Annotated in this window: 20 protein-coding genes; 11 read left to right on the plus strand and 9 right to left on the minus strand. The window is 74.0% G+C overall.

What is annotated here, in order from left to right; translation table 11 throughout:
* Nucleotides 1-81 precede the first annotated feature (81 nt).
* Nucleotides 82-564: a transcription elongation factor GreA gene (gene greA, locus ACFRCR_RS07345; RefSeq protein ID WP_030150112.1), complete on the minus strand. Its 483-nt coding sequence runs from the start codon at nucleotides 562-564 to the stop codon at nucleotides 82-84.
* A 227-nt stretch (nucleotides 565-791) separates the two neighbouring features.
* On the minus strand, nucleotides 792-1,283 hold the full coding sequence (locus ACFRCR_RS07350) for a DUF4307 domain-containing protein (RefSeq protein ID WP_377676390.1): 492 nt from the start codon (nucleotides 1,281-1,283) through the stop codon (nucleotides 792-794).
* A 166-nt stretch (nucleotides 1,284-1,449) separates the two neighbouring features.
* Here ACFRCR_RS07350 and mca point away from each other — a divergent pair, with 166 nt between their 5' ends.
* Genes mca through ACFRCR_RS07365 form a run of 3 tightly spaced genes read left to right on the plus strand, consistent with a single transcriptional unit; the run spans nucleotide 1,450 to nucleotide 3,567 of the window.
* Nucleotides 1,450-2,319 carry a mycothiol conjugate amidase Mca gene (mca, locus tag ACFRCR_RS07355; RefSeq protein ID WP_377676419.1) on the plus strand — a complete coding sequence of 290 codons (870 nt, stop codon included), beginning with the start codon at nucleotides 1,450-1,452 and terminating at the stop codon, nucleotides 2,317-2,319.
* Entirely contained in the window at nucleotides 2,316-2,717 is a 402-nt protein-coding gene (locus ACFRCR_RS07360) for a hypothetical protein (RefSeq protein ID WP_377676392.1), read from the plus strand. The genes mca and ACFRCR_RS07360 overlap by 4 nt, the downstream gene beginning before the upstream one ends.
* 1 nt (nucleotide 2,718) lies before the next feature.
* Entirely contained in the window at nucleotides 2,719-3,567 is an 849-nt protein-coding gene (locus ACFRCR_RS07365) for a carbon-nitrogen hydrolase family protein (RefSeq protein WP_377676394.1), read from the plus strand.
* 72 nt (nucleotides 3,568-3,639) lie between these two features.
* Here the strand turns inward: ACFRCR_RS07365 and ACFRCR_RS07370 are convergent, their stop codons facing one another.
* Entirely contained in the window at nucleotides 3,640-4,377 is a 738-nt protein-coding gene (locus ACFRCR_RS07370; protein WP_377676395.1) for a hemolysin III family protein, read from the minus strand.
* 326 nt (nucleotides 4,378-4,703) lie between these two features.
* On the opposite strand from ACFRCR_RS07370, the gene ACFRCR_RS07375 reads away from it, so the two are divergent.
* The 6 genes from ACFRCR_RS07375 (at nucleotide 4,704) to ACFRCR_RS07400 (ending at nucleotide 11,504) form a co-directional block, all read left to right on the plus strand.
* Entirely contained in the window at nucleotides 4,704-5,465 is a 762-nt protein-coding gene (locus tag ACFRCR_RS07375; protein WP_138823277.1) for an isoprenyl transferase, read from the plus strand.
* Between the two features lie 148 nt (nucleotides 5,466-5,613).
* Entirely contained in the window at nucleotides 5,614-6,120 is a 507-nt protein-coding gene (locus ACFRCR_RS07380) for a MarR family winged helix-turn-helix transcriptional regulator (RefSeq protein WP_377676398.1), read from the plus strand.
* Complete coding sequence (locus ACFRCR_RS07385) at nucleotides 6,117-6,713, plus strand: CE1759 family FMN reductase (protein WP_377676400.1); 597 nt, start codon at nucleotides 6,117-6,119, stop codon at nucleotides 6,711-6,713. The genes ACFRCR_RS07380 and ACFRCR_RS07385 overlap by 4 nt, the downstream gene beginning before the upstream one ends.
* Nucleotides 6,714-6,966: 253 nt before the next feature.
* Nucleotides 6,967-8,865: an alkaline phosphatase gene (locus tag ACFRCR_RS07390; RefSeq protein ID WP_377676401.1), complete on the plus strand. Its 1,899-nt coding sequence runs from the start codon at nucleotides 6,967-6,969 to the stop codon at nucleotides 8,863-8,865.
* A gap of 184 nt (nucleotides 8,866-9,049) precedes the next feature.
* On the plus strand, nucleotides 9,050-10,210 hold the full coding sequence (locus ACFRCR_RS07395) for a WxL protein peptidoglycan domain-containing protein (RefSeq protein WP_377676403.1): 1,161 nt from the start codon (nucleotides 9,050-9,052) through the stop codon (nucleotides 10,208-10,210).
* Between the two features lie 49 nt (nucleotides 10,211-10,259).
* The gene (locus ACFRCR_RS07400; protein ID WP_377676405.1) at nucleotides 10,260-11,504 is read left to right on the plus strand and encodes a glycerate kinase; all 1,245 of its coding nucleotides are present in this window, start codon (nucleotides 10,260-10,262) and stop codon (nucleotides 11,502-11,504) included.
* Between the two features lie 9 nt (nucleotides 11,505-11,513).
* Here the strand turns inward: ACFRCR_RS07400 and ACFRCR_RS07405 are convergent, their stop codons facing one another.
* The 6 genes from ACFRCR_RS07405 to ACFRCR_RS07430 form a co-directional block, all read right to left on the minus strand.
* The gene (locus ACFRCR_RS07405; protein ID WP_377676407.1) at nucleotides 11,514-12,758 is read right to left on the minus strand and encodes an AAA family ATPase; all 1,245 of its coding nucleotides are present in this window, start codon (nucleotides 12,756-12,758) and stop codon (nucleotides 11,514-11,516) included.
* A gap of 109 nt (nucleotides 12,759-12,867) precedes the next feature.
* The gene (locus tag ACFRCR_RS07410; RefSeq protein ID WP_138823291.1) at nucleotides 12,868-13,275 is read right to left on the minus strand and encodes a RidA family protein; all 408 of its coding nucleotides are present in this window, start codon (nucleotides 13,273-13,275) and stop codon (nucleotides 12,868-12,870) included.
* Between the two features lie 46 nt (nucleotides 13,276-13,321).
* Entirely contained in the window at nucleotides 13,322-14,740 is a 1,419-nt protein-coding gene (locus ACFRCR_RS07415) for an alanine racemase (protein WP_377676409.1), read from the minus strand.
* Nucleotides 14,737-15,594, minus strand: coding sequence for an IclR family transcriptional regulator (locus ACFRCR_RS07420; protein ID WP_377676410.1), 858 nt, complete (start codon nucleotides 15,592-15,594; stop codon nucleotides 14,737-14,739). The genes ACFRCR_RS07415 and ACFRCR_RS07420 overlap by 4 nt, the downstream gene beginning before the upstream one ends.
* Nucleotides 15,591-17,204 carry an amidohydrolase family protein gene (locus tag ACFRCR_RS07425; RefSeq protein ID WP_377676412.1) on the minus strand — a complete coding sequence of 538 codons (1,614 nt, stop codon included), beginning with the start codon at nucleotides 17,202-17,204 and terminating at the stop codon, nucleotides 15,591-15,593. Before ACFRCR_RS07425 ends, ACFRCR_RS07420 begins: the two co-directional genes overlap by 4 nt.
* Nucleotides 17,201-18,973, minus strand: coding sequence for a beta-N-acetylhexosaminidase (locus tag ACFRCR_RS07430; RefSeq protein WP_377676414.1), 1,773 nt, complete (start codon nucleotides 18,971-18,973; stop codon nucleotides 17,201-17,203). Before ACFRCR_RS07430 ends, ACFRCR_RS07425 begins: the two co-directional genes overlap by 4 nt.
* A gap of 119 nt (nucleotides 18,974-19,092) precedes the next feature.
* On the opposite strand from ACFRCR_RS07430, the gene ACFRCR_RS07435 reads away from it, so the two are divergent.
* On the plus strand, nucleotides 19,093-19,458 hold the full coding sequence (locus tag ACFRCR_RS07435; RefSeq protein ID WP_377676415.1) for an ACT domain-containing protein: 366 nt from the start codon (nucleotides 19,093-19,095) through the stop codon (nucleotides 19,456-19,458).
* A 93-nt stretch (nucleotides 19,459-19,551) separates the two neighbouring features.
* Nucleotides 19,552-20,571 carry a LacI family DNA-binding transcriptional regulator gene (locus ACFRCR_RS07440; protein WP_377676417.1) on the plus strand — a complete coding sequence of 340 codons (1,020 nt, stop codon included), beginning with the start codon at nucleotides 19,552-19,554 and terminating at the stop codon, nucleotides 20,569-20,571.
* Nucleotides 20,572-20,620: the final 49 nt, after the last annotated feature.

Consider the following 20,620-nt stretch of genomic DNA (forward strand, 5'->3'; position numbering starts at 1 on the left):
CGGGAACCCTGAGGTTCCCGGGCCTGCGTGGTCGCGGCGCGCCCGCCACCGTCGGTGGTGGCTCGGCGCGTCAGCGGTGGGTCACGCCTCGAACGGCTTGGCCGCGAGGATCTCCACCTGGATCTGGTTCCCGTTGGGGGCGGCGTACGAGACCTTGTCGCCGATCGAGGTGCCGTTGATGGCCTCGCCGAGCGGGGACGTCGGGGAGTAGACGCGGATGTCCGTGCCGCCGGCGATCTCGCGCGAGCCGAGCAGGAACGCCATCTCCTCGCCGGCCACCAGGGCCGTGACGACCATGCCGGGCTCGACCTTGCCGTCGTCCGGCGGCGTGCCGATCTGCACGTTGCGGAGCTTCGCGGTCAGCTCGCGGATGCGCGCCTCGTTCTTGGCCTGCTCCTCGCGGGCGGCGTGATATCCGCCGTTCTCCTTGAGGTCACCCTCGTCGCGGGCGGCAGCGATGCGCTCGGCGATGTCGGTGCGGCCGGCACCGGACAGGTGAGCCAACTCGGCCTGAAGCCTGTCGTGTGCCTCCTGGGTCAGCCAGGTGACGCTGGTCTCGGTCACGGTTCGCTCCTTCCTTTCCTTGCGTTCCTGCGGTCGACGTCGGTGGACGCGACCGCACAGGGTGAGGCAGTGGGTGCGGGTGAGGGCGACTCCGCTGCCTGCCCGGGGTGGTGACGTCGGCCGGTCGCCGACGCCGCGTGGCGGGTTTCGCTGGACCTGATGCTTCTGGGGCAGCGTGAATCCCTCAGGATACCAAATGTCCGCTGCATCACACCGCCGTTCCCCCGTCAGGGCAGTGCGCGGCAGCTCTCGACGATGCCTGTCGTGGCGAGCTCGGTCGTCGCGACGCTCACGGTGTAGCGCCCTTCGAGCTGGTCGCTCGGTCCGACGACGACGTCGACCGTCCCGACCTGCGCGTAGCTCTCGGCGAGGGCGTCGATCGTGCACTCGGCCTGGGTACCGGGCTTCATCGAGACCTGGAACGTCACGTCGATCTGCTCGGAGCTGATGACCTTGAACCCGAAGTTGTCGTAGCGCACCGGGGTCGAGGCCTGCCCGAGCCCGATCCAGACCGTGATCGCGACGCCGACGACCGCGGCGGCGACGATGCCCGCGATCGTGAGGCGGCGACGGGCGGGCGTCGACGGGGGGCCGTAGCGGCCCGCGGGCGGCTGCGGCCCGGGGGTCCGCGGCGCGAGCCCGATCGGGTTCTCGTGCTCGTCGAGCGCGTCGGGGCCGACGTGCGGCGTTGTTCCCGACGGGGGAGTGCTGTTCGTCATGGTGAATCGAGGTCCAGGGGTTGGGTGGACTACCTGCTCATGAGACATCATTGTCTCTGAACTTCTTCGCCCCGGAGTACCCCCTGGAGGACCTGTGACCGAATCGACGGCGCGCCCGCGGACTGCAACGGCGCCCGGGACGGTCGACGGTGCACCGCTGCGCCTCATGGCCGTCCACGCGCACCCTGACGACGAGTCGAGCAAGGGCGCCGCGACGTCGGCCCGCTACGCCGCGGAGGGCGTGGAGGTCCTCGTCGTGAGCTGCACGGGCGGCGAGCGCGGCGACGTGCTCAACCCGAGCTTCGGCGAGGTCCCCTCGACCCCCGAGGGCATGGCCGAGCTGCGCCGCGCGGAGATGGCGGCGGCGGCCAGGGCGCTCGGCGTGAGCCACCGCTGGCTGGGGTTCGTCGACTCGGGGCTGCCCGAGGGCGACCCGCTGCCCCCGCTGCCGGAGGGGTGCTTCGCGCTCGTCCCGCTCGAGGAGGCCGCGGCGCCGCTCGTCGAGCTGGTGCGTGAGTTCCGCCCGCACGTCATCACGACGTACGACCCGAGCGGCGGCTACCCGCACCCGGACCACATCATGTGCCACAAGGTCGCGTTCGAGGCGTTCCACGCCGCGGGCGACCCGGAGCGCTACCGGGTCGAGGGCGGTGCGCCCGCGTGGGAGCCGCTCAAGCTGTACTACAACCACGACTTCTCGATGAACCGCATCCGCACGATCCACGAGGCCGTCGTGGACGCCGGTCTCGAGTCGCCGTTCAGCGACTGGGTCGAGTCGCGGGCGGCGCGCGAGATCCCCGAGCGGGAGGTCACGACGCGCGTCGAGGTCGCCCCGTACTTCCCGCAGCGCGACGCGGCGCTGATCGCGCACGCGACGCAGATCGACCCGGACGGCTTCTTCTTCGCGATCCCGCGCGACCTGGAGGTCGCGGTGTGGCCGATCGAGGAGTTCGAGCTCGCCGAGTCGCGCGTCCCGACCACACTTCCGGAGGACGACCTGTTCGCCGGTATCCGCACCGAGGAAGGCCACGCATGAGCCCGACGCCGCAGCTCGCGGTCGACCTGTCGTCCGACCTCGCGGGAGGGCCCGGTTGGGCGGTCGGCGTGACGGCCGAGACGACCCCGTCCCCCGCCCCGACGGGCGGTGAGCTGCGCCCCGGCCTCGAGCCGACCGACGTGTCTCCCGGCCTGCCGGGGTTCCTCACGATCTTCGCGGTCGCGCTCGCGTGCGTCGCGCTGTTCCTGTCGATGAACAAGCAGCTCCGCAAGGTCCGGCACGACGAGCGGTCGGTCCGCTCCGGCAACGGCGGCGGGTCCGGTGCGTCGTCGGACGGCGGTTCCTCGGGCGGCGGCTCGCGCTCGGACGACGGTCCGAGCGACAGCGCGAGCGACTCGGGCAGCTCGGGCGGCGACTCCGGTGGCGGCGGCGACTGACATGGCGCGGACGCCGAGCGGTCCGGTGCGGGTCACGATCGCCCAGATCGAGGTCTCGAACGACCATGCGGCGAACCTGCTCGTGGTGCGCTCGGCCTTCACGGAGGCTCAGCGGCTCCAGGCCGACCTCCTGGTGCTCCCCGAGTACGCCTCGGGCTTCGACCCGCGCGGGGTCGGGATCGAGCACGCCGAGCCGCTCGACGGCCCGTTCGTCACGACCCTCCAGCGCTGGGCGGCGGAGACCGGGGTCGCGGTGATCGCGGGCACGACGCTTCCGGGCACGGGAATGGGCACGGGCACGGGTACGACCCGTGCCGTCAACGCCGTCGTCGCGATCGACGGGGGCGGGCACCTGGTCGGGGTGTACCGCAAGGTGCACCTCTACGACGCGTTCGGCCACCGTGAGTCGGACCGGCTGGAGCCGGGCCCGGTCGACGCGGCCCCGACCACGATGACCGTGGGCGGCCTGACGTTCGGCGTCATGACGTGCTACGACCTGCGGTTCCCCGAGTCGGCGCGCCGGCTGGTCGACGCCGGCGCCGACGTCCTGGTCGTGCCCGCCGCCTGGGCCGCGGGCGACCTCAAGGCCGACCACTGGCGCACCCTGGCCCGCGCCCGGGCGATCGAGAACACGTCGGTCGTGCTCGCCGTCGGGCAGGCGGGGAAGGGCGTGACCGGGAGGTCGCTGCTCGTGGGGCCAGACGGGCGGGTCGGGCTCGAGCTCGACGAGCGCGCGGGCCTGCGGACCGCGGACGTCGACCCCGAGGCGCTGGGGGTCGTGCGGGAGGCGAACCCGTCGCTCGTGAACCGGCGTTACGCCGTCGTGCCCAAGGGCCCGCAGCAACGCTGAGTGCGGAGCAGTCGTCGCAGATCGAGGCGGTCCGCGACAGCTGCTCCGCGCTCGGCGGACCGGCTGGAAGGGTCAGGCGTTGAGCGCCGCGATCATGATCGCCGCGTAGTGGCACCCGAAACCCACGACCGTCAGCACGTGGAAGATCTCGTGGAAGCCGAACCAGCGCGGGCTCGGGTTGGGGCGCTTGAGCCCGTAGACGACCGCGCCGAGCGTGTACGCCAGGCCGCCGATCGCGACGAGCCACACGATCGCGGGGCCGGACGGCGTCGTCCAGAACTGGGGCATGTACCCGACCGCGACCCAGCCCAGCGCGACGTAGATCGGCACGTAGACCCAGCGCGGGGCGCCCAGCCAGATGATGCGTGCGGCGAGCCCCAGCAGGGCGCCCGCCCACACGATGACGAGCAGGGTCGTCGCGGTCTGCTTCGGCAGGAGCAGCACCGCGAGCGGGGTGTACGTGCCCGCGATGATGAGGAAGATGTTCGAGTGGTCGGCCCGGCGCAGGATTCCCGCGACCTTCGGTGACCAGGTGCCGCGGTGGTAGACGGCGCTCGTGCCGAACAGCAGGCATGCGCTCAGTCCGAAGACGGCGCACGAGACCTTGCCCGCGACGGGCGGTGCGAGGATCACGAGGACGATGCTCGCGACGAGGGCGACGGGGAACGTGCCGGCGTGGATCCAGCCCCGCAGGCGGGGCTTGATGGCTTCCGCGACCTTCGCGCTCGCGCTCGACACGGCGTCTGCGGCCGAGTCCAGGGCGTTCTCGACGGTGTCGCCCGAGGTCGGGCGGTCGGAGGGTCGTGCCACGGAGGGGCTCCTACTCGTTCGGCGGTCGGGCGGGGGACGAGATGTCCCTGGCCCGGGGGACTGCGCGTGAGTCGACGTGCGTGGCTCAGGAACAACCTACGCCATCGTAAGTTACGTCACCGTAGGTTGCTGTGCGGGACTGTGAAGATCCTGCGCAAAGGCGTCTCCCGGGCCGGACCCCGGGACAAATCGACTGTTGCCTCCGGTACCGTTTGGCGAGCGACGCCCCCCGAGCGCTCCTCGGTGCCCGTGTCGTCCGTGCGACGCTCCCGGGCCCTGCCCGGCCCCGTCGCCGCTCATCCATTACACACCGCGAAGGACCCCACGTGCGCATGCCCCACCTGCTCTACGGGCTGTACGAACGACGGCTCGCGAGCTCCCTGCCCCGTGAGGCGATGCCGCGTCACGTCGGAGTCATCCTCGACGGGAACCGGCGCTGGGCGAAGTCCTTCGGCGAGACCGCCGCGACCGGTCACCGTCGCGGTGCCGACAAGATCGCCGAGTTCCTCACGTGGAGCGAGGACCTCGGGATCGAGGTCGTCACGCTCTGGATGCTCTCGACGGACAACCTCTCGCGCTCGCGCGAGGAGCTCAGCGCGCTGCTCGACATCATCGAGGACGCCGTGTGCGACCTCGCCGAGACGGGTCGCTGGCGCCTGCGCGTCATGGGCCGCCTCGACCTCCTGCCCGAGCGTCTCGCCAAGGCGCTGCGCGACGCGGAGGACCGGACCGCCGGGGTCGACGGGCTCCAGGTCAACGTCGCGATCGGGTACGGCGGCCGGCACGAGATCGCCGACGCCGTGCGCTCCTACCTGAGCGAGCAGGCGGCGAGCGGAGCCTCGCTCCAGGACCTCGCCGAGAATCTCGACGTCGAGCACATCGAGGAGCACCTCTACACCAAGGGTCAGCCGGACCCCGAGCTCGTGATCCGCACGTCGGGCGAGCAGCGCCTGGGCGGGTTCCTGCTGTGGCAGAGCGCGCACGCCGAGTTCTACTTCTGCGAGGCGTACTGGCCGAGCTTCCGCCGGGTCGACTACCTGCGCGCCCTGCGGTCGTACTCGCAGCGCGAGCGGCGGCTCGGCAGGTAGGTCGCTCCCCGCGCTCCAGGGCGGCCGGAATACACCTCTCGCCCCGTCGGTTGTACCGCTCGAGTTCATACGAACGCATCTACCCCGGTCGTCGCGCGCCGACGAGGCGCGCACCCGGGCCGGTGCACCCCGCAGGATCGAGAGACACATGACCAGCAGCACCGCCGCGCCCCCCACCGTCCACGGCCGAGCCACCACGCGCGAGGCCGCCGAGACGTGGGAGTCGCTCTTCCGCACCCAGGTCGCCCTCATGCGCCGCTTCCAGGCCGACGACATCTGGGAAGAGCTGACGATGCGCGAGTACGACGTGCTCTTCACGCTCGCCGGCTGCCCCGAGGGCGGCACCCGCCTGCGCGACCTCAACGAGTACGTCCTCATCAGCCAGCCCTCGCTCAGCCGCATGGCCGAGCGCCTCGAGCAGCGAGGCCTCGTCGAACGCGTCCCCGCGCCCGACGACGCACGCGGCACGATCGTCCGCCTCACCCCCGAGGGGGCACGCCTCCAGAAGGAGATCGGGCGCAAGCACGTCCGCACCATCGGCGCCTACGTGGGTGGCGCGCTCGACGCCGACGAGCTCGCGACCCTCAAGGGCCTGCTCGACAAGCTCCGTGGCGCCCAGGCCGACATCCCCGCGCGCGACGGGAGCAAGGCGTGAGCGCCGGACCCCGGGACGCCGGAGCGTCCGCACCCCGCCCGCTGAGCGTCGTCGCCGTGACCGGCGGGGTCAGCTTCCCCTCGACCACGCGCGCCCTGACCGACCTCCTGCTCGACAAGACCGTCGCACGGCTCGCGGCCACCGGGACCCAGGTCGACGCCCGCACGATCGAGGTCCGCGACCACGCGCAGGACGTCGCGACCGCGACCGTGATCGGGATGCGCAGCGAGGAGCTCGAGCTCGCGCTCAAGACCGTCGAGCAGGCCGACCTGCTGATCGTCGCGACCCCCGTGTTCCGCGGCTCCTACTCCGGGATCTTCAAGGCCTTCTTCGACCTCGTCGACTCGCTCCCGATGGCCGACAAGCCCGTGCTGCTCGCGGCGACGGGCGGCACGGCCCGGCACACCCTGGTGATCGACCAGGCGCTGCGACCCCTGTTCGCGTTCATGGGCGACCTGATCGTGCCCACGGGCGTGTTCGCGTCCAAGGAGGACTGGACGATCGAGCTCTTCCCCATGCCGTGGCTCGACGAGCGTGCCGATCGGGCCGTGGGGCAGCTCGTGCGGTTCGCGGACCTCCCCGCCCCGGGCTGAGGAGGCGCGCGTCGCGACGCGCTCTGCCTCGGCGCGCCTTCCCGCGACGCGCTCTGCCTCCCGCGCGCCTTCCCGTGACGCGCTCTGCCTCGGCGCGCCTTCCCGCGACTCGCCGGGCGGGACGGACATTTACCCCATCCGTCCCCGCGCGGCCCCTCGTCGTTCACCCCTTCGCCACCTCTGACCGCTTGGCTCTGACGTGCCGGCCGGAACTCGACTCCGGACCGGACCAGACCTCGACAGGGAAGAGACCATGACTTCACGTGTACCGATGAAGTGGCTGCGGGTCGCCGGCACGGGCGTCCTCGCGGCGGGTATCGCGATCTCCTCGACCACGCCGGCGCTCGCCGCGCCGTCCGCCGACCCCGGGGCGCCGGGACCGAAGAACATCATCCACCTCATCGGTGACGGGATGGGGTTCAACCAGGTCGACCTCGGCAGCCAGTTCGAGCACGGCCGCACGGCCTACCAGACCACCGTGAAGCCCGGCGGCGCCTCGACGCCAGTCCCCGGTCAGGCCGGCACGCAGGTGTACCAGGAGTTCCCGGTCGCCCTCGCGATGTCCACGTACCAGTTCGGCAACACGTACGACCCGGCCCAGAACTGGAGCAGCTTCGCGGCGCCGCTCAAGAACTCGACCGACTCCGCAGCGGCGGCGACGACCCTCGCGACGGGCGTCAAGACGCTCAACAACGTGATCGGCCAGGACGAGAACCACGAGGACCTCAGGACGGTCGCCGAGCGCGCGCTCGAGCTCGGCAAGGCCACGGGCGTCGTCACGTCGGTGCCGTGGACCCACGCGACGCCCGCGTCCTACCTGGCGCACAACGAGCACCGCAACAACTACCACGACATCGCGGCCGACATGATGGACTCGGGCGCCAACGTGATCTTCGGTGCCGGCAACCCCTGGTACGACGACAACGGCGACAAGCGCTCGACCCCGAAGTACGACTACATCGGCGAGACCGAGTGGAACAAGCTGGTCGACGGCCAGTCGGCGTTCGACCTGGTCGAGTCGAAGGACGACTTCCTCGCGCTCGCCGAGGGCGACACGCCCACGCACGTGCTCGGTACCGCGCAGGTCGCGGGCACGCTCCAGGCCGACCGCACGGCCCTGAAGCCGGGCGACGTGCCGTTCACCGCCCCGCAGAACGACAACGTCCCCTCGCTCCCGCAGATGACGGACGCCGCGCTCAACGTGCTGTCCAACGCCTCCGACGAGGGCTTCTTCGTCATGATCGAGGGCGGCGCGATCGACTGGGCCTCGCACGACAACAACGCCGCAGGCGCGGTCGAGGAGCAGGTCGACTTCAACCGGACCATCGAGACGGTCGTGGACTGGGTCGAGGAGAACTCGAGCTGGGACGAGACCCTCGTCGTCATCACGGCCGACCACGAGTGCGGCTACCTCTCCGGTCCCGCGGCGAACCCGGCCTGGACCCCGGTCCAGGGCGTGCAGGGCGGCGCTCCGCAGGTCAGCTGGAACAGCGGCGGCCACACCAACCACCTCGTGCCCGTGTACGCCAAGGGCCCGGGCTCCGAGCTGCTCGCGGCCGCCGCGACGGGTACCGACCCGGTGCGCGGTGCGTACCTCGACAACGCCGACGTGGGCCGCGTCTCGAACGAGCTGTGGGCCGCGAACGACGCGGACGGCATCCCGCTGGTCGCGACCGTGCCCGAGGCCGGCGAGGTGGGCGGCAAGCTCACGCTGTCGGTCGCGGGTGCCGGTGCGGGCGTCGCGCTCACGGGCGGCGAGAACGTGGGTGACCGCCTGCGCTTCGCGGGACGGCTTCCCGAGGTCTCGGTGACCGACTCGCGCGCGGCCGCCACGGTCGGCAGGGGCGGCTGGACCGTCTCGGGCCAGTCGAGCGACCTGACGTCGGGCCCGCGCACGCTGCGCGCCCAGAACCTGGGCTGGACCCCGGGCCTGGTCTCGGCCAAGGACGGCGTGAGCGCAGGCTCGCCCGTCGCGTCGCTCCTGGGTGGCGGAACGGGCCTCGCGGCCCCGGCCACGCTCGCGACCGCGACGGCGGACGGGCGCCTGGGCACCACGACGGTCTCGGCCGACCTGGCGCTCGAGGTCCCCGTCGACACCCGCGCGGGCGACTACGCGGGCGCCCTGACGGTCTCGCTCTTCCCGGTCGACTGACCGTCGCCTGACGAGTCGACTGACCGTCGCCTGACGAATCGTCGGGCCCCGGTGCGCTCTCGTGGCGCGCCGGGGTCCGGCGGTCCCTCTCCGTCCGTCCTCCCGCCCGACGGCGCCGCGCGCCCCGTGCGCGCAGGTCGCCGACCGGAGCGGGCCCTCCTCCTTCCCCGCTCGGAGCTCCCCGATGACCGTCCTTCCTCGATCCGCGGCCCGTGCCCCTGGCGCGACCACCAGTCCGACCGCCCGCCGGGGCTCCCGCCGGGCCACGGCGGCCGGTGCCGTCCTGCTCGCGGCCTGCCTCCTGACCGGCGTGCTCGCCGCGCCCGCGTCGGCGTTCGCCGCGACGGCCGACCCGGCCACCAGGACCACGTGGGCCGTCGAGCCCGCGACGGCCGACGGGCCCGACGGACGGGTCTCGTTCCGCCTGACCGTCGACCCCGGCGGACTGGCGAGCGACCACGTGACCGTGACCAACTTCAGCGACCACCCGGCGACGTTCGACGTGTACGCGAGCGACGGCGTCGTGACCGCGGACGGGCAGTTCGACCTGCTCCCCGCGGGCACCACCCCGGTCGACGGCGGCGCGTGGATCACGCTCGGCGAGGGGGACGCCGCCGGGCCGACCCAGCGCGTCGAGGTCCCCGCCGAGTCGTCGGTGACCGTGCCGTTCGCGGTCGCGGTCCCCGCTGACGCGACACCGGGGGACCACCCGGCCGGGGTCGTCGCGGCCCTGGCTCGCCCCGAGGGCGACGGGTCGGCGGTCATGTTCGACACGCGCGTGGGCGCCCGCGTGCACCTGCGCGTGGCGGGCGACCTGGTCCCGGCGCTCGCGCTCACTGACGTCCGCGCGACCTACGAGCCGAGCTGGAACCCGTTCGCGCCCGGCGCGGTGCGCGTCGCCTACACGGTCGCGAACGAGGGCAACGTACGCCTCGGTGCGGACACCCAGGTCGCGGGATCCGGCCTCTTCGGCTGGAACGCCCGCGACGTCGTGGCCCCTGCCCAGCGCGAGGTGCTGCCCGGCCAGGAGACGAGCGGGAGCGTCGTGCTCGACGGCGTCTGGCCGCTGGGCAAGGTCTCGGGCCACCTGACCACGACCCCGCTCGTCGTGGGCGACGACGTGGTCGAGGTCGCGCTCGCCCCCGTGACCGGTACCTACGTGGCGTGGACCCTGCCGTGGGTCCAGCTCGGGACGCTGCTCGTCCTCGTCGGTGCGGTGCTCGCGGTCCTGCGTGCGCGCCGGCGTCGCGAGGCGCGCACGCAGGCGCGGATCGACGCTGCGGTCGCGTCCCGGACGGGCACCGCCGGTGCCGCGGATCCCACGGGCGCGACGGCTCCCTCCTGACCAGGTCCCCCGCACGGCGCGGGCCGGACCCGCTGGCTACGATCGGGGCGTGCCTCCGACGACGAACGGCGCACCGACCGTCGACCCCGCGCGCACCGGCCCGCGACCGCTGCGCGTCGTGATCGCGCCCGACTCGTTCAAGGGCTCCGCGACCGCCGCGGACGTGGCCCGGCACCTCGCCGACGGCGTCCTGGCGGCGGCACCGGACGCCGAGGTCAGGCTCCTGCCCATGGCCGACGGCGGCGAGGGCACGCTCGACGCGCTCCTGTCCGTGTGGGGGGTCGAGGCGCGCGAGGTCGCGACGGTCGACGCGATCGGGCGCCCGCGCCGGGCACGCTACGGGGTATCGGCCGACGGCCGCATCGGCGTGGTCGAGCTCGCCGCGGCGAGCGGCCTGCCGGCGGTGAGCGACGTCGTCCTCCAGCCGCTCCACGCGCACACGCGCGGCACGGGAGAGGCGTGCGCGGCGGTCCTGGACGCCGGGGTCGAGGAGGTCGTCCTGTGCCTCGGCGGTTCCGCCTCGACGGACGGCGGCGCAGGAGTCCTCACCGGTCTCGGCGCCCGGCTCCTCGCGCACTCGGTCGCGACGGTCGCCTCGTCGACGGACGGGGAGCTCGCCGGGACCCTCGTGCCCGACGGCGGCGAGGGGCTCGCACGCGTCGTCGGCCTCGACCTCGGGGGACTGCACCCGCGGGCCCGCGAGGTGCGGTGGCGGCTGGCCGTCGACGTGACGAACCCGCTCGTGGGCGAGCGCGGGGCGGCCGCGGTGTTCGGTCCGCAGAAGGGGGCGAGCGAGGCGGACGTCGCGTTCCTGGACACGGCGCTCGTGCGCTGGGCCGACCTGCTCGAGCGCGAGACCGGGGTCCGCACGCACGACCTCTCGGGGGCGGGCGCCGCCGGTGGGGTGCCGGCGGCCCTCGTCGCGGTCCTCGGCGCCGAGCTCGAGCACGGCGCGACCCTGGTCGCGCAGGCCATCGGGCTGCCCGCGGCCGTCGCGGACGCCGACCTGGTGCTCACCGGCGAGGGCTCGTTCGACTCGCAGTCCGTCCACGGCAAGGTCGCCGACGGGATCGGGGCGCTCGCCGCGGCCGCGCCGGGCGGGCCGCCCGTCGTGGTGATCGCCGGGCAGGTGCTCCTGCCCGCGCGACAGGCGCGCGCCGCGGGGATCACGGCCGCGTTCTCGATCGCTCCCGGACCGATCGACCTCGAGGAGCTCGTCGCGCGCACCGCGAGCCGGCTGACCGAGGTCGCGGCCTCGGTCACGAGCCTGTACCTGGGGTCCCTGCGTCGCTGACCCAGCCGCTCAGCGCTTGGGCCAGTGCCACTGCGGCTCGTCGAGCGGTCCCTCACGGCCCGCGACCGTCGTCTCGCCGAGCTCCTTGACGAGCTCGACGTGCACGAGCGCCGGGGAGGCGGATCGCGAGCCGCCCGCTCCGTCCTCCATGGCCCGGACCAACGTCTGCGAGTGCGTCACGACCACGACCTGCGTGCGTCGCGCGGCCGCGGCGACCAGGGCGCCGAGCGCGGGCAGCAGCTCGGGGTGCAGGCTCGTCTCGGGCTCGTTGAGCACGAGCAGCTCCGGCGGGCGGGGCGTGAGCAGGGCCGCGACCCACAGCAGGTAGCGCAGCGTGCCGTCGGACAGCTCGGCGCTGCCCAGCGGGCGCAGCAGGCCGTGCTGGCGCAGCTCGAGCGAGAACCGGCCGTCGTCCGACACGCGCACGCGCACGCTCGACCCCGGGAACGCGTTCTCGACCGCGGCGTCCAGGTCGTCGGCCAGGCCCAGCTCGCGGATCGTCTCGAGGGCCGCGGCGAGGTCGGCTCCGTCGTGCGCGAGGACAGGGGTGCGGGTGCCGACGTGCGAGGCGCGGGCCGGGGCCAGGGCGTCGGTGCGGAACTGGTCGTAGAAGCGCCAGGAGCGCAGGCGCTCGCGCACCAGCACGAGCTCGGGAGCGCCGACGGGGTCCACGACCTCCGAGAGCATGCTGTCGAAGGACCGCAGGCGGCGTCCTGACGCCTGCCACACCCCGTCCTCGTCGCGCAGCCGGACCGAGGGGCCGCGCCGGTCGGCGACGAGCGTCGCGGGACGCAGCACGGGCCCCGACCAGACGACCTCGGTCTTGATCTCGGGGTCCAGGCCGAACGACGCGCCACCGTCCTGCGGCAGTCCCAGGTCGACCGCGTACCCGTACGCGCCGACGAGGGACGCACCTGCGGACGCGGCGCCGTCGGGCAGGGGGTCCGGGCCGCTCGCGAAGCCCAGCCGCAGCGCGACCGGGCCACCGCGCACCGTGCCCTGCACGGGGTGCACGCCGTCGCGCACCGAGCGCCCGATCACCTCCGGCCCGGCCCACAGCGTCGAGGGCAGGCCACCCTCGCGGGCCAGCGCCCCGACCGCGCCGCCCAGCGCGCACTCGGCGAGCAGGCGCAGCGAGCGGTACAGGCTCGACTTGCCCACGCCGTTGGCGCCCGTCACGACCGTGAGGCGACCCAGCGGCAGGACGAGGTGCCGCAGCGAGCGGTAGCCCTCGATGGCGAGCGTCTCGATCATCCCGCCAGGCTAGGCGCGGCCACCCACGGACCGCAGTCCAGCCGAGTGCATGGTCGGCCGCGACACGCCCGGCGAGTCGCGGCCGAACCATCCCAGCGGCAGCAGGACGTCAGTCCGTGATCGCGAGCCCGTCGATCTCGACCAGCATCTCCTCGCGGGGCAGGCCCGTGAAGACCGTGGTGCGGGCCGGCAGGACGCCGCCCGGGCAGTTGGCCTCGACGAACGCGCCGTACGCGTCGTTCATGATCGGGAAGTCCTCGCGCTTGGTGAGGTAGACGCGCAGCATCACGACGTCGTCGAACGTGGCGCCCGCGCCCTCGACGATGGCCTTGACGTTCTCCAGGGTGCGCGTGGTCTGCGCCGCGACGTCCCCGGGGTACAGGTACTCGCTCGTCGCGGGGTCGACCGGGCCCTGACCCGAGACCTGGACGAACGGGCCCTTGCGCACACCCTGGTGGAAGGTGTGGGCGGGTGCCGGTGCGTGCGGGGTGCTGATCGGGGTCTTGGGGGTGCTCATCGTGTCTCTTTCTCTCGGGGTGGTGCGGGTGGTCCGGGGACCGGGGTCAGAACTCGGTGCCGACGATGTCGACGACCTGGTCGTCGTCGCCCACGACGGCCGCCACGCGCCACTTGTCGAACAGCGTGCACGGGTGCGAGATCCCGAACCCGACGACGTCGCCGGGCCGGATCTGCGTCGTGACCGGGGCGCTGCCCGCGGGCGTGGGGTCGATCGTGAGGTACAGGTGCTGGTCGTTGAGACCCGTGACGCGCGCCCCGGCGAGGTCCTGCGGGGGGCGCAGCGCGCCGTTCTCGTCGAGCGTGCGCAGCCACAGGGCCGTCGGCAGGTCGATGTCGTAGGACACGTCGCGCCGGCCCACGCCGCACAGCACGAGCCCGGGCTCGGGGACCGAGAGCACCTGCCCCCACACGACCGCGGCCGCGTGCATGGGCTCGCCGCCCGGGACGCGGTCCCAGGGGTCCATGCGCGCGCAGAAGCCGTGGTCGTGCGTGACGTACGCGCCCGAGCGCACGACCACGCGCACGTCGCGCGTGAGCGGCGCCCCGTCGGGGCCGTCGGTCCCGGCGGCGCCCGCGACCGTGAGCGGCCCGGGGAGCTCGGCGAGCACGACGTCGAGGAACGAGCTTCCGCCCGCGGTCAGGACCACGGGTTCGTCGTCGGGCACGAGGCCCTCGCGGACGAACGCGGCCGCGACGTCGCGCAGGCCCCGGCAGTAGGCCGTGACCTTGGCGAGGTCCTCGGGCGTGGTGCCGCCCGCAGCCGACCCCTCGTACCCGGCGACGCCCGGCACGCGCAGGCCCGCGGCGCGCACGGCGCGGGCCAGGCCCAGCGCGTCGGCCGTGCTGCGCACACCCGTGCGCCCGCCCGGGACACCGACCTCGACGAGCACCCCGAGTCCCGCCACGACCTCGGGGGGCGCGCCCGCGAAGCCGCGCGCCAGGAGCCCGACGCCCTCGATCGAGTCGACGTACACCCACGCCTCGAACGGCGTGCCGCCCGGCGCGAGCGAGGCCTCGAGCTCGCGGCGCAGCCACGCGATGTCGCGCGGGTCCATGAGCTCGTTCGCGAGGAACACCCGCTCGACCCCCCACGTGCGCACGACGCGCAGCTGGGACGGGTTCGCGACGGTCGCCCCCCACGCCCCGGCGCGCGCCTGGCGCGCGTAGAGCGAGCGGGACATCGCGGTCTTGACGTGCGGTGCGTGCTCGACGCCGTGCTCGGCGCACAACCGCGCCATGAGCGCGACGTTGTGGTCGAGCGCCGCGTCGTCGAGCGTCAGCAGCGGCCAGGAGAAGGCGTCGTCGGTGATACGGGGCGAGTCGACGAGCACGTCGGTGACGGTCCGCTCGGCGTCGAGCCGCAGGCCCTTGGTCGTCGGCCCGACGACGGCGCTCAGCTCCTCCGGCGCGGTCGCGCGGCCGGACGGCCGGGTGGGGTTGTCGGCCTGGGTGGGGTGGGTCATGCGTTCCTCCCGGTGGGTTCGTAGCCGCAGCGCACGGAGCCCATCCCGGCGGAGACCGCGCGGGCGGCCTGCACGACGAGCGGGCCCAGCTCGCGCACCCGTGCGGGCGGCATGTGCGAGGCGAGGGCGGAGACGGAGAGCGCGCCGATCGCGGTCTCCGTATGGTCGACGACGGCGGCCGCGACACAGCGCACCTCGGCCTCGTTCTCGCGGTCGTCGATCGCGTAGCCGCGCTGGGCGACCGTGCGGATCTCGGCCCGCAGGTGCTCGGGGCTCGTGACGGTGCGCGCGGTGACGGCGGGCATGGGGTGCTCGAGCACGGCGTCGAGGAGCTCGACGTCGCTCGCCGCGAGGATCGCCTTGCCGACGCCCGTGCAGTACAGCGGCATGCGGCGCCCGATGCGCGAGGCCATGCGCACGACCGCGGTGTTCTCCTTCTTGTCGATGTAGACGACGTCGAGGCCGTCGTGCACGACGAGGTGGCACGTGGCTCCCGAGGCGCGCATGAGCGCCGCGAGGTGCGGTTCGGCGACCGTGCGCAGGTCGAGCCCTTCGAGGTACGCCTGGCCGAGCCGCAGCGTGCCGGCGCCCAGCACGAAGCGCCCGGTCGGGGTGCGCCGGACGAGGTGGACCTCGACGAGAGGCGCGAGCAGGCGCGAGACCGTGCTCTTGTGTGTCCCGAGGACGTCCGCGAGCTCGACGAGGCTCAGTCCGCGCGCCGCGTCGTGGCGCAGCGCGTCGAGGATCCCGAGCGCGCGCCGCAGCGACTGGGACGAGTTCCTGCTCGCTGCGTCGGCGGTCGTGGCGGCGACGGTGGACGCGGTGGTCGCGGTGGTCCGCGAGCCGACGCTCACGCGCGGTCCGCCGGGACGGCCGGTCGCAGCGCCCGCCCCGGGGTGGCCCCGGTGGGCAGGCCGCCCGCGAGCACGGGGACGCCGGCGACGAGGACGTCGTCGACCCCGGTCGCGGGCCGGCGCGGGTCCTCGTACGTCGCGACGTCCTGCACGGTCTCGGGGTCGAGCAGCGCGACGTCCGCGCGCGCGCCGGGCACCAGGCGGCCCCGGTCGGTGAACCCGAAGCGCTCGGCGGCCGAGGTCGACAGGTGCCGCTCGGCCTCGTGCCACGTCCAGTCCCCGAGCGTGCGTACGTGCTCCGCGAGGAACCGCGCGAACGCGCCCCAGCCACGCGGGTGGGGGCGCCCGCCCTGGTAGATCGCGTCCGACCCGGCCATCTGCGCCGGGTGGCGCAGGAGCGTGCGGACGGACTCGGGGGAGTTGGTCGGCGGCTGGGCGAACACGCAGCCCGCGCGCAGGTGCGTCGAGACGAGGATGCGCAGCGTCGTGTCCACGGGGTCGAGGCCGAGCCTGTCGGCCACGTCGAGCAGGGCCATCCCCTCGCTCCAGCGCAGCTCGCCGGGGACGGCGGCCATGGTCACGCGGCCCCAGAGGTCGGCGAGGCCGGGAAAGTGCTCGGCCTTGAGGCGCGCGACGACTCCGGGGTCCTGGAGCATCCCGACCGTGGCGTCGGGGTCCGCGATGGGCAGCCACGTGGGCAGCGAGACCATCGAGAGGATCGAGGCGCCGCGCAGGTACGGGTAGGAGTCGAACGTGACGTCGAGCCCGGCGGCGTGGGCGTCCTCGACGTAGCCGACGAGCTCGGCCGCAGGGCCGTGGTAGTGCGAGACGTGGGTCGCGACGCCCGACGCGCGCGCGACCCGGACGAGCTCGGCCATCGCGGTACCGGCCTTGTCCTCGTAGCCGCGCATGTGGCTCACGTGGGGCAGGTCGTGCTCGGCGAGGACGCGGGCCAGGGCGACGAGCTCGTCGTCGGTCGCGTTCGAGGCCGGGGCGTACTCGAGGCCCGTGGACATGCCGCACGCGCCGTCCTCGAGCGCCGCGCGCAGCCGGGCGACCATGCGATCGGTCTCCTCGGGCGTCGCGGGGCGGGCCGCGCCGCCCAGGACGCCGTAGCGCAGCGTGCCGTGCGGCACGAGGTAGGCGACGTTGAGCGGTGTCGTGCCCTCGTAGGTCGCGAGCAGGTCCGCGACCGAGCCGCCCCGGAACGTCGGGTGCTCGCCGTTGATCGCGCTGAAGTAGCCCGTGGCCCAGCTGTGCGCGTCGGGGGCCCGGTCCGCGACGGGCAGCGGTGCCGAGGGGGCGTACGACACGCCGTCCTGCCCGACGACGATGCTCGTGACGCCCTGGCGCAGCATCGCGAGCTGCACGTCGGGGTCCAGGACCGCGGCCTCGCCGTGCACGTGGGAGTCGATGAAGCCGGGGAACGCGATGCGCCCCGCGGCCTCGATCACGTGCGCCCCCGCGGGCACGGGCACGGTGCCCGCCGGGCGGACGTCGTCGATCGTGTCGCCCGCGACCAGCAGGTCGACGGGCTCCGACAGCCCCTCCGGGGTGGTGAGCCGTGCGCCGCGGACGACGAGCGTCACCGGCCGGTCCGTGGTGCTCATGCCTGTCCCTCCGAGTGCTCGTCGCGTCCCTCGACCCAGCCGCCGACGCCCGCCCAGCCGCCCGCCGCCATCTCCTGGTCGAGGTGGCGCAGGAAGCCGTGCACGCCGGGGCGCTGCTGCCAGGGCTTCGGCCCGTCGAGAGGGCGGTACTCGACCCCTGCCGCGTCGAGGCGCGGCAGGTGGTCGTGCTCGAGCCGCGCGAGGAACTCGGCCGAGGCCGACCCGCCCGGGGTGCGCTCCGCCGTCGGGCTCCAGACGACCTCGGCGAACGCCGCGAGGCGCGGGAACGCCGCGTAGTCGACGCGGCGCGGGGAGTCGAGGTGCTCGGACCAGACCTCGGCCTGCGCGCCCAGCAGGCGGCCGGGCGCGGCGTCGAGCCCCGGGTACTGCGCGAGGACCTCGGGCGGGAACGGGTCGAACGCGTAGACGTCCTCGACCGTGCGCAGGAAGCCGACGGGCACGGGCTCGTCCGCGCCGTCGCCCGCGCGGTGGTCCAGGTAGACGACCTGCTCGGGGGCCATGACGACGTCGTTGCCCGCCTCGAGCGCGTCCGCGCCGACCGTGAAGCCGCGCCACGCGGTCACGACGACGTCGCGCGGGAGCTGCTCGCCGAAGCCCTCGTCCCACACGACCGCCCGACGCCCCTTGGCCGTGACGTGCTCGCTCAGGCGGGCCAGGAACCAGCCCGCGAGGTCGGCGACGTCCGCGAGGCCGCGTTCGGCGGCGAGGGCGACGATCGCGGGGTTCTCGCGCCAGAGCGTCGTGGGGACCTCGTCGCCGCCGATCGCGATCCAGGGGGAGTCGAAGACGTCGAGGACCTCGTCCAGCACGTTCGTGAAGAACTCGAGCGCCTCGTCCGAGGGGTCGAGGACCTCGGTGCTCACGCCCCACGTGGTGCGCACCGCGTGCGGTGCCTTGCGGGTCCCGAGGAACGGGTAGGCCGCGACCGCCGCCTCGACGTGCCCGGGCGCGTCGATCTCCGGCACGACGACGACGCCCCGCTCGCGGGCGTAGGCGACGATCTCGCGCAGGTCGTCCTGGGAGTAGAAGCCGCCGTGCGGCCGTCCGTCGAAGACCCCCGTGCGCCACGTCCCGACGTTCGACTCGGTGCGCCAGCCACCGACCTCCGTGAGGAGCGGGTAGCGGTGGACCTGCATGCGCCAGCCCTGGTCGTCCGTGAGGTGGAGCTGGACGACGTTGAGCTTGTGCGCCGCCGCGAGGTCGACGAACCGCAGCACCTCGCGCTTGGGCAGGAAGTGCCGGGCGACGTCGAGCAGCACGCCGCGCCAGCCGAAGCGCGGGTGGTCCTCGATCGTGAGGGCGGGCAGCCGGACGGCGTCCGCGGGGACGCCGGCGACCGGCGCCGTGCGGTACGCCTGCGGGCCCGCGAGCTGGCGCAGCGTCTGCACGCCCGCGTGGGCACCGGCCGCGTCGGCCGCCGTGAGCAGCACGGACTCCGGGGTGACCTCGAGGCGGTAGCCGCCTGCGGGGCGCGCCGGGTCGAGGGCGAGCGTCACGCCCGCGGGAGCGGCGGCATCGGGCAGGTCGGTGCCGCGAGACGCCGGGCCGAGGGTGCTGTCCGGGCTGATGGTGAACGGCAGGTCGAGGCCGAACGCGTCCTCGGTGGCCCGGCGCCACCAGCGCGCAGCGGCGACCAGGGCAGGGTCCGTGCGGACCAGCGTGCCGTCGGTCAGCAGGAACGAGCCGGCGGCAGGGTGCAGGGTCACGGGTGCGGGCAGGAGCCCGGGTGTGGGGGTGGGGGCGCTCACGCGTCGAGCCTAACCACGGCCCGGCGCTCGGAGTGTGCCGCGCACTCGGGTTGTTGTGCACTGCACGACATCGTTCGGAGGTGATCCGCGTGTCGGTGGTGCGGCCTAGGCTCGCGGGCATGTCCGCGCAGAAGCTCCGCCTCCTCGACTCGTTCTTCACGCTCGCGCACGAGCCCCACGCGTCCTTTCCCGACGACGACGAGTGGGTCGCGCTCGTCCGCGCTCCTGAAGGCCTGACCGTCCTGCGCGAGGCCTCGCCCTTCGGCGGAGGCGGCGACCGGTGGGCCGGCTTCTACGGCGACCCCCACGGGCTCGGCAAGCCCGGCATGCTCGCGGCGATCGTCGGCCCGCTCGCCGCGGCGGGGATCGCGGTCTTCGTCGCGTCGACCTTCCACGCCGACCTGGTGCTGGTCCCCGAGGACTCGGTCGAGTCCGCCGCGGACGTGCTCACCGACGCGGGGCACACGGTCACGCGGGGGCGGTGACGGCGCTGACGGCCAGCCCGACGAGCACCGACGGGCCGCTCAGGATTGCGCAAGCGAACGCAAGCCGCTTGCGCTCTGCGTATAGTCAGGAGCATGTCCAGACGACTTGCCGAGGTGGCCAAGAAGGTCGGCGTCAGCGAGGCCACGGTCAGCCGCGTGCTCAACGGCAAGCCCGGGGTCTCCCAGGCGACGCGCGACTCCGTCCTCACGGCCCTCGACGTGCTCGGGTACGAGCGCCCCACCAAGCTGCGCGGTGAGCGCGGACGGCTCGTCGGCCTCGTGCTCCCCGAGCTCGCCAACCCCATCTTCCCGGCGTTCGCCGAGGTCATCGGCGGGGCGCTCGCGCAGCAGGGGTTCACGCCCGTGCTCTGCACGCGCACCGCGGGCGGCATCACCGAGTCCGAGTACATCGACCTGCTGCTCGGCCAGCAGGTCTCGGGCGTGCTCTTCGCGGGCGGGTTCTACGCCCAGCGCGAGGCCGACCACGAGCCGTACCGGCGCCTCGCCGAGCGCAACCTGCCCGTGGTCCTCATGAACGCCTCGATCGAGTCGCTCGACTTCCCGCGGGTCTCGTGCGACGACGTCGTCGCCATGAACCAGGCGCTCGGGCACCTGCTGTCGCTGGGGCACCGCCGGATCGGGCTGCTCCTCGGGCCGACCGACCACATCCCGTCCGAGCGCAAGCTCGCCGCGGCCCACGCGCTCGCGGCCCGCCACGGCGTGACCATCGACCCCGCGCTCGTCCAGCACAGCCAGTACTCGCTCGAGAGCGGCCAGGCCGCCTCGGTGCGGCTCCTCGACGCCGGGGCGACGGCGATCGTCTGCGCGAGCGACCCGCTCGCGCTCGGCGCGATCCGCGCGGTGCGCCGGGCCGGCAAGCAGGTGCCGACCGACGTCTCGGTCGTCGGTTACGACGACTCGGCGCTCATGAACTCGACCGATCCCGCGCTCACGACCGTCCGCCAGCCCATCGAGCCCATGGGGCGCGCGGCCGTCGACCTGCTCGCGAGCATGATCGCGGGGGCCGACGTGTCGCGCGACGAGCTGCTGTTCGAGCCCGAGCTCGTGGTGCGCGGCTCGACCGCGCCGCTGCGGAGCGCCGGGACCGACTAGCCGCGCGTCGCCGCCGACGAGGGCGCCGTCCCAGGACCGGAACACCAGC

It is taken from the genome of Oerskovia sp. NPDC056781, assembly GCF_042789955.1.
GTDB lineage: Bacteria > Actinomycetota > Actinomycetes > Actinomycetales > Cellulomonadaceae > Oerskovia > Oerskovia rustica.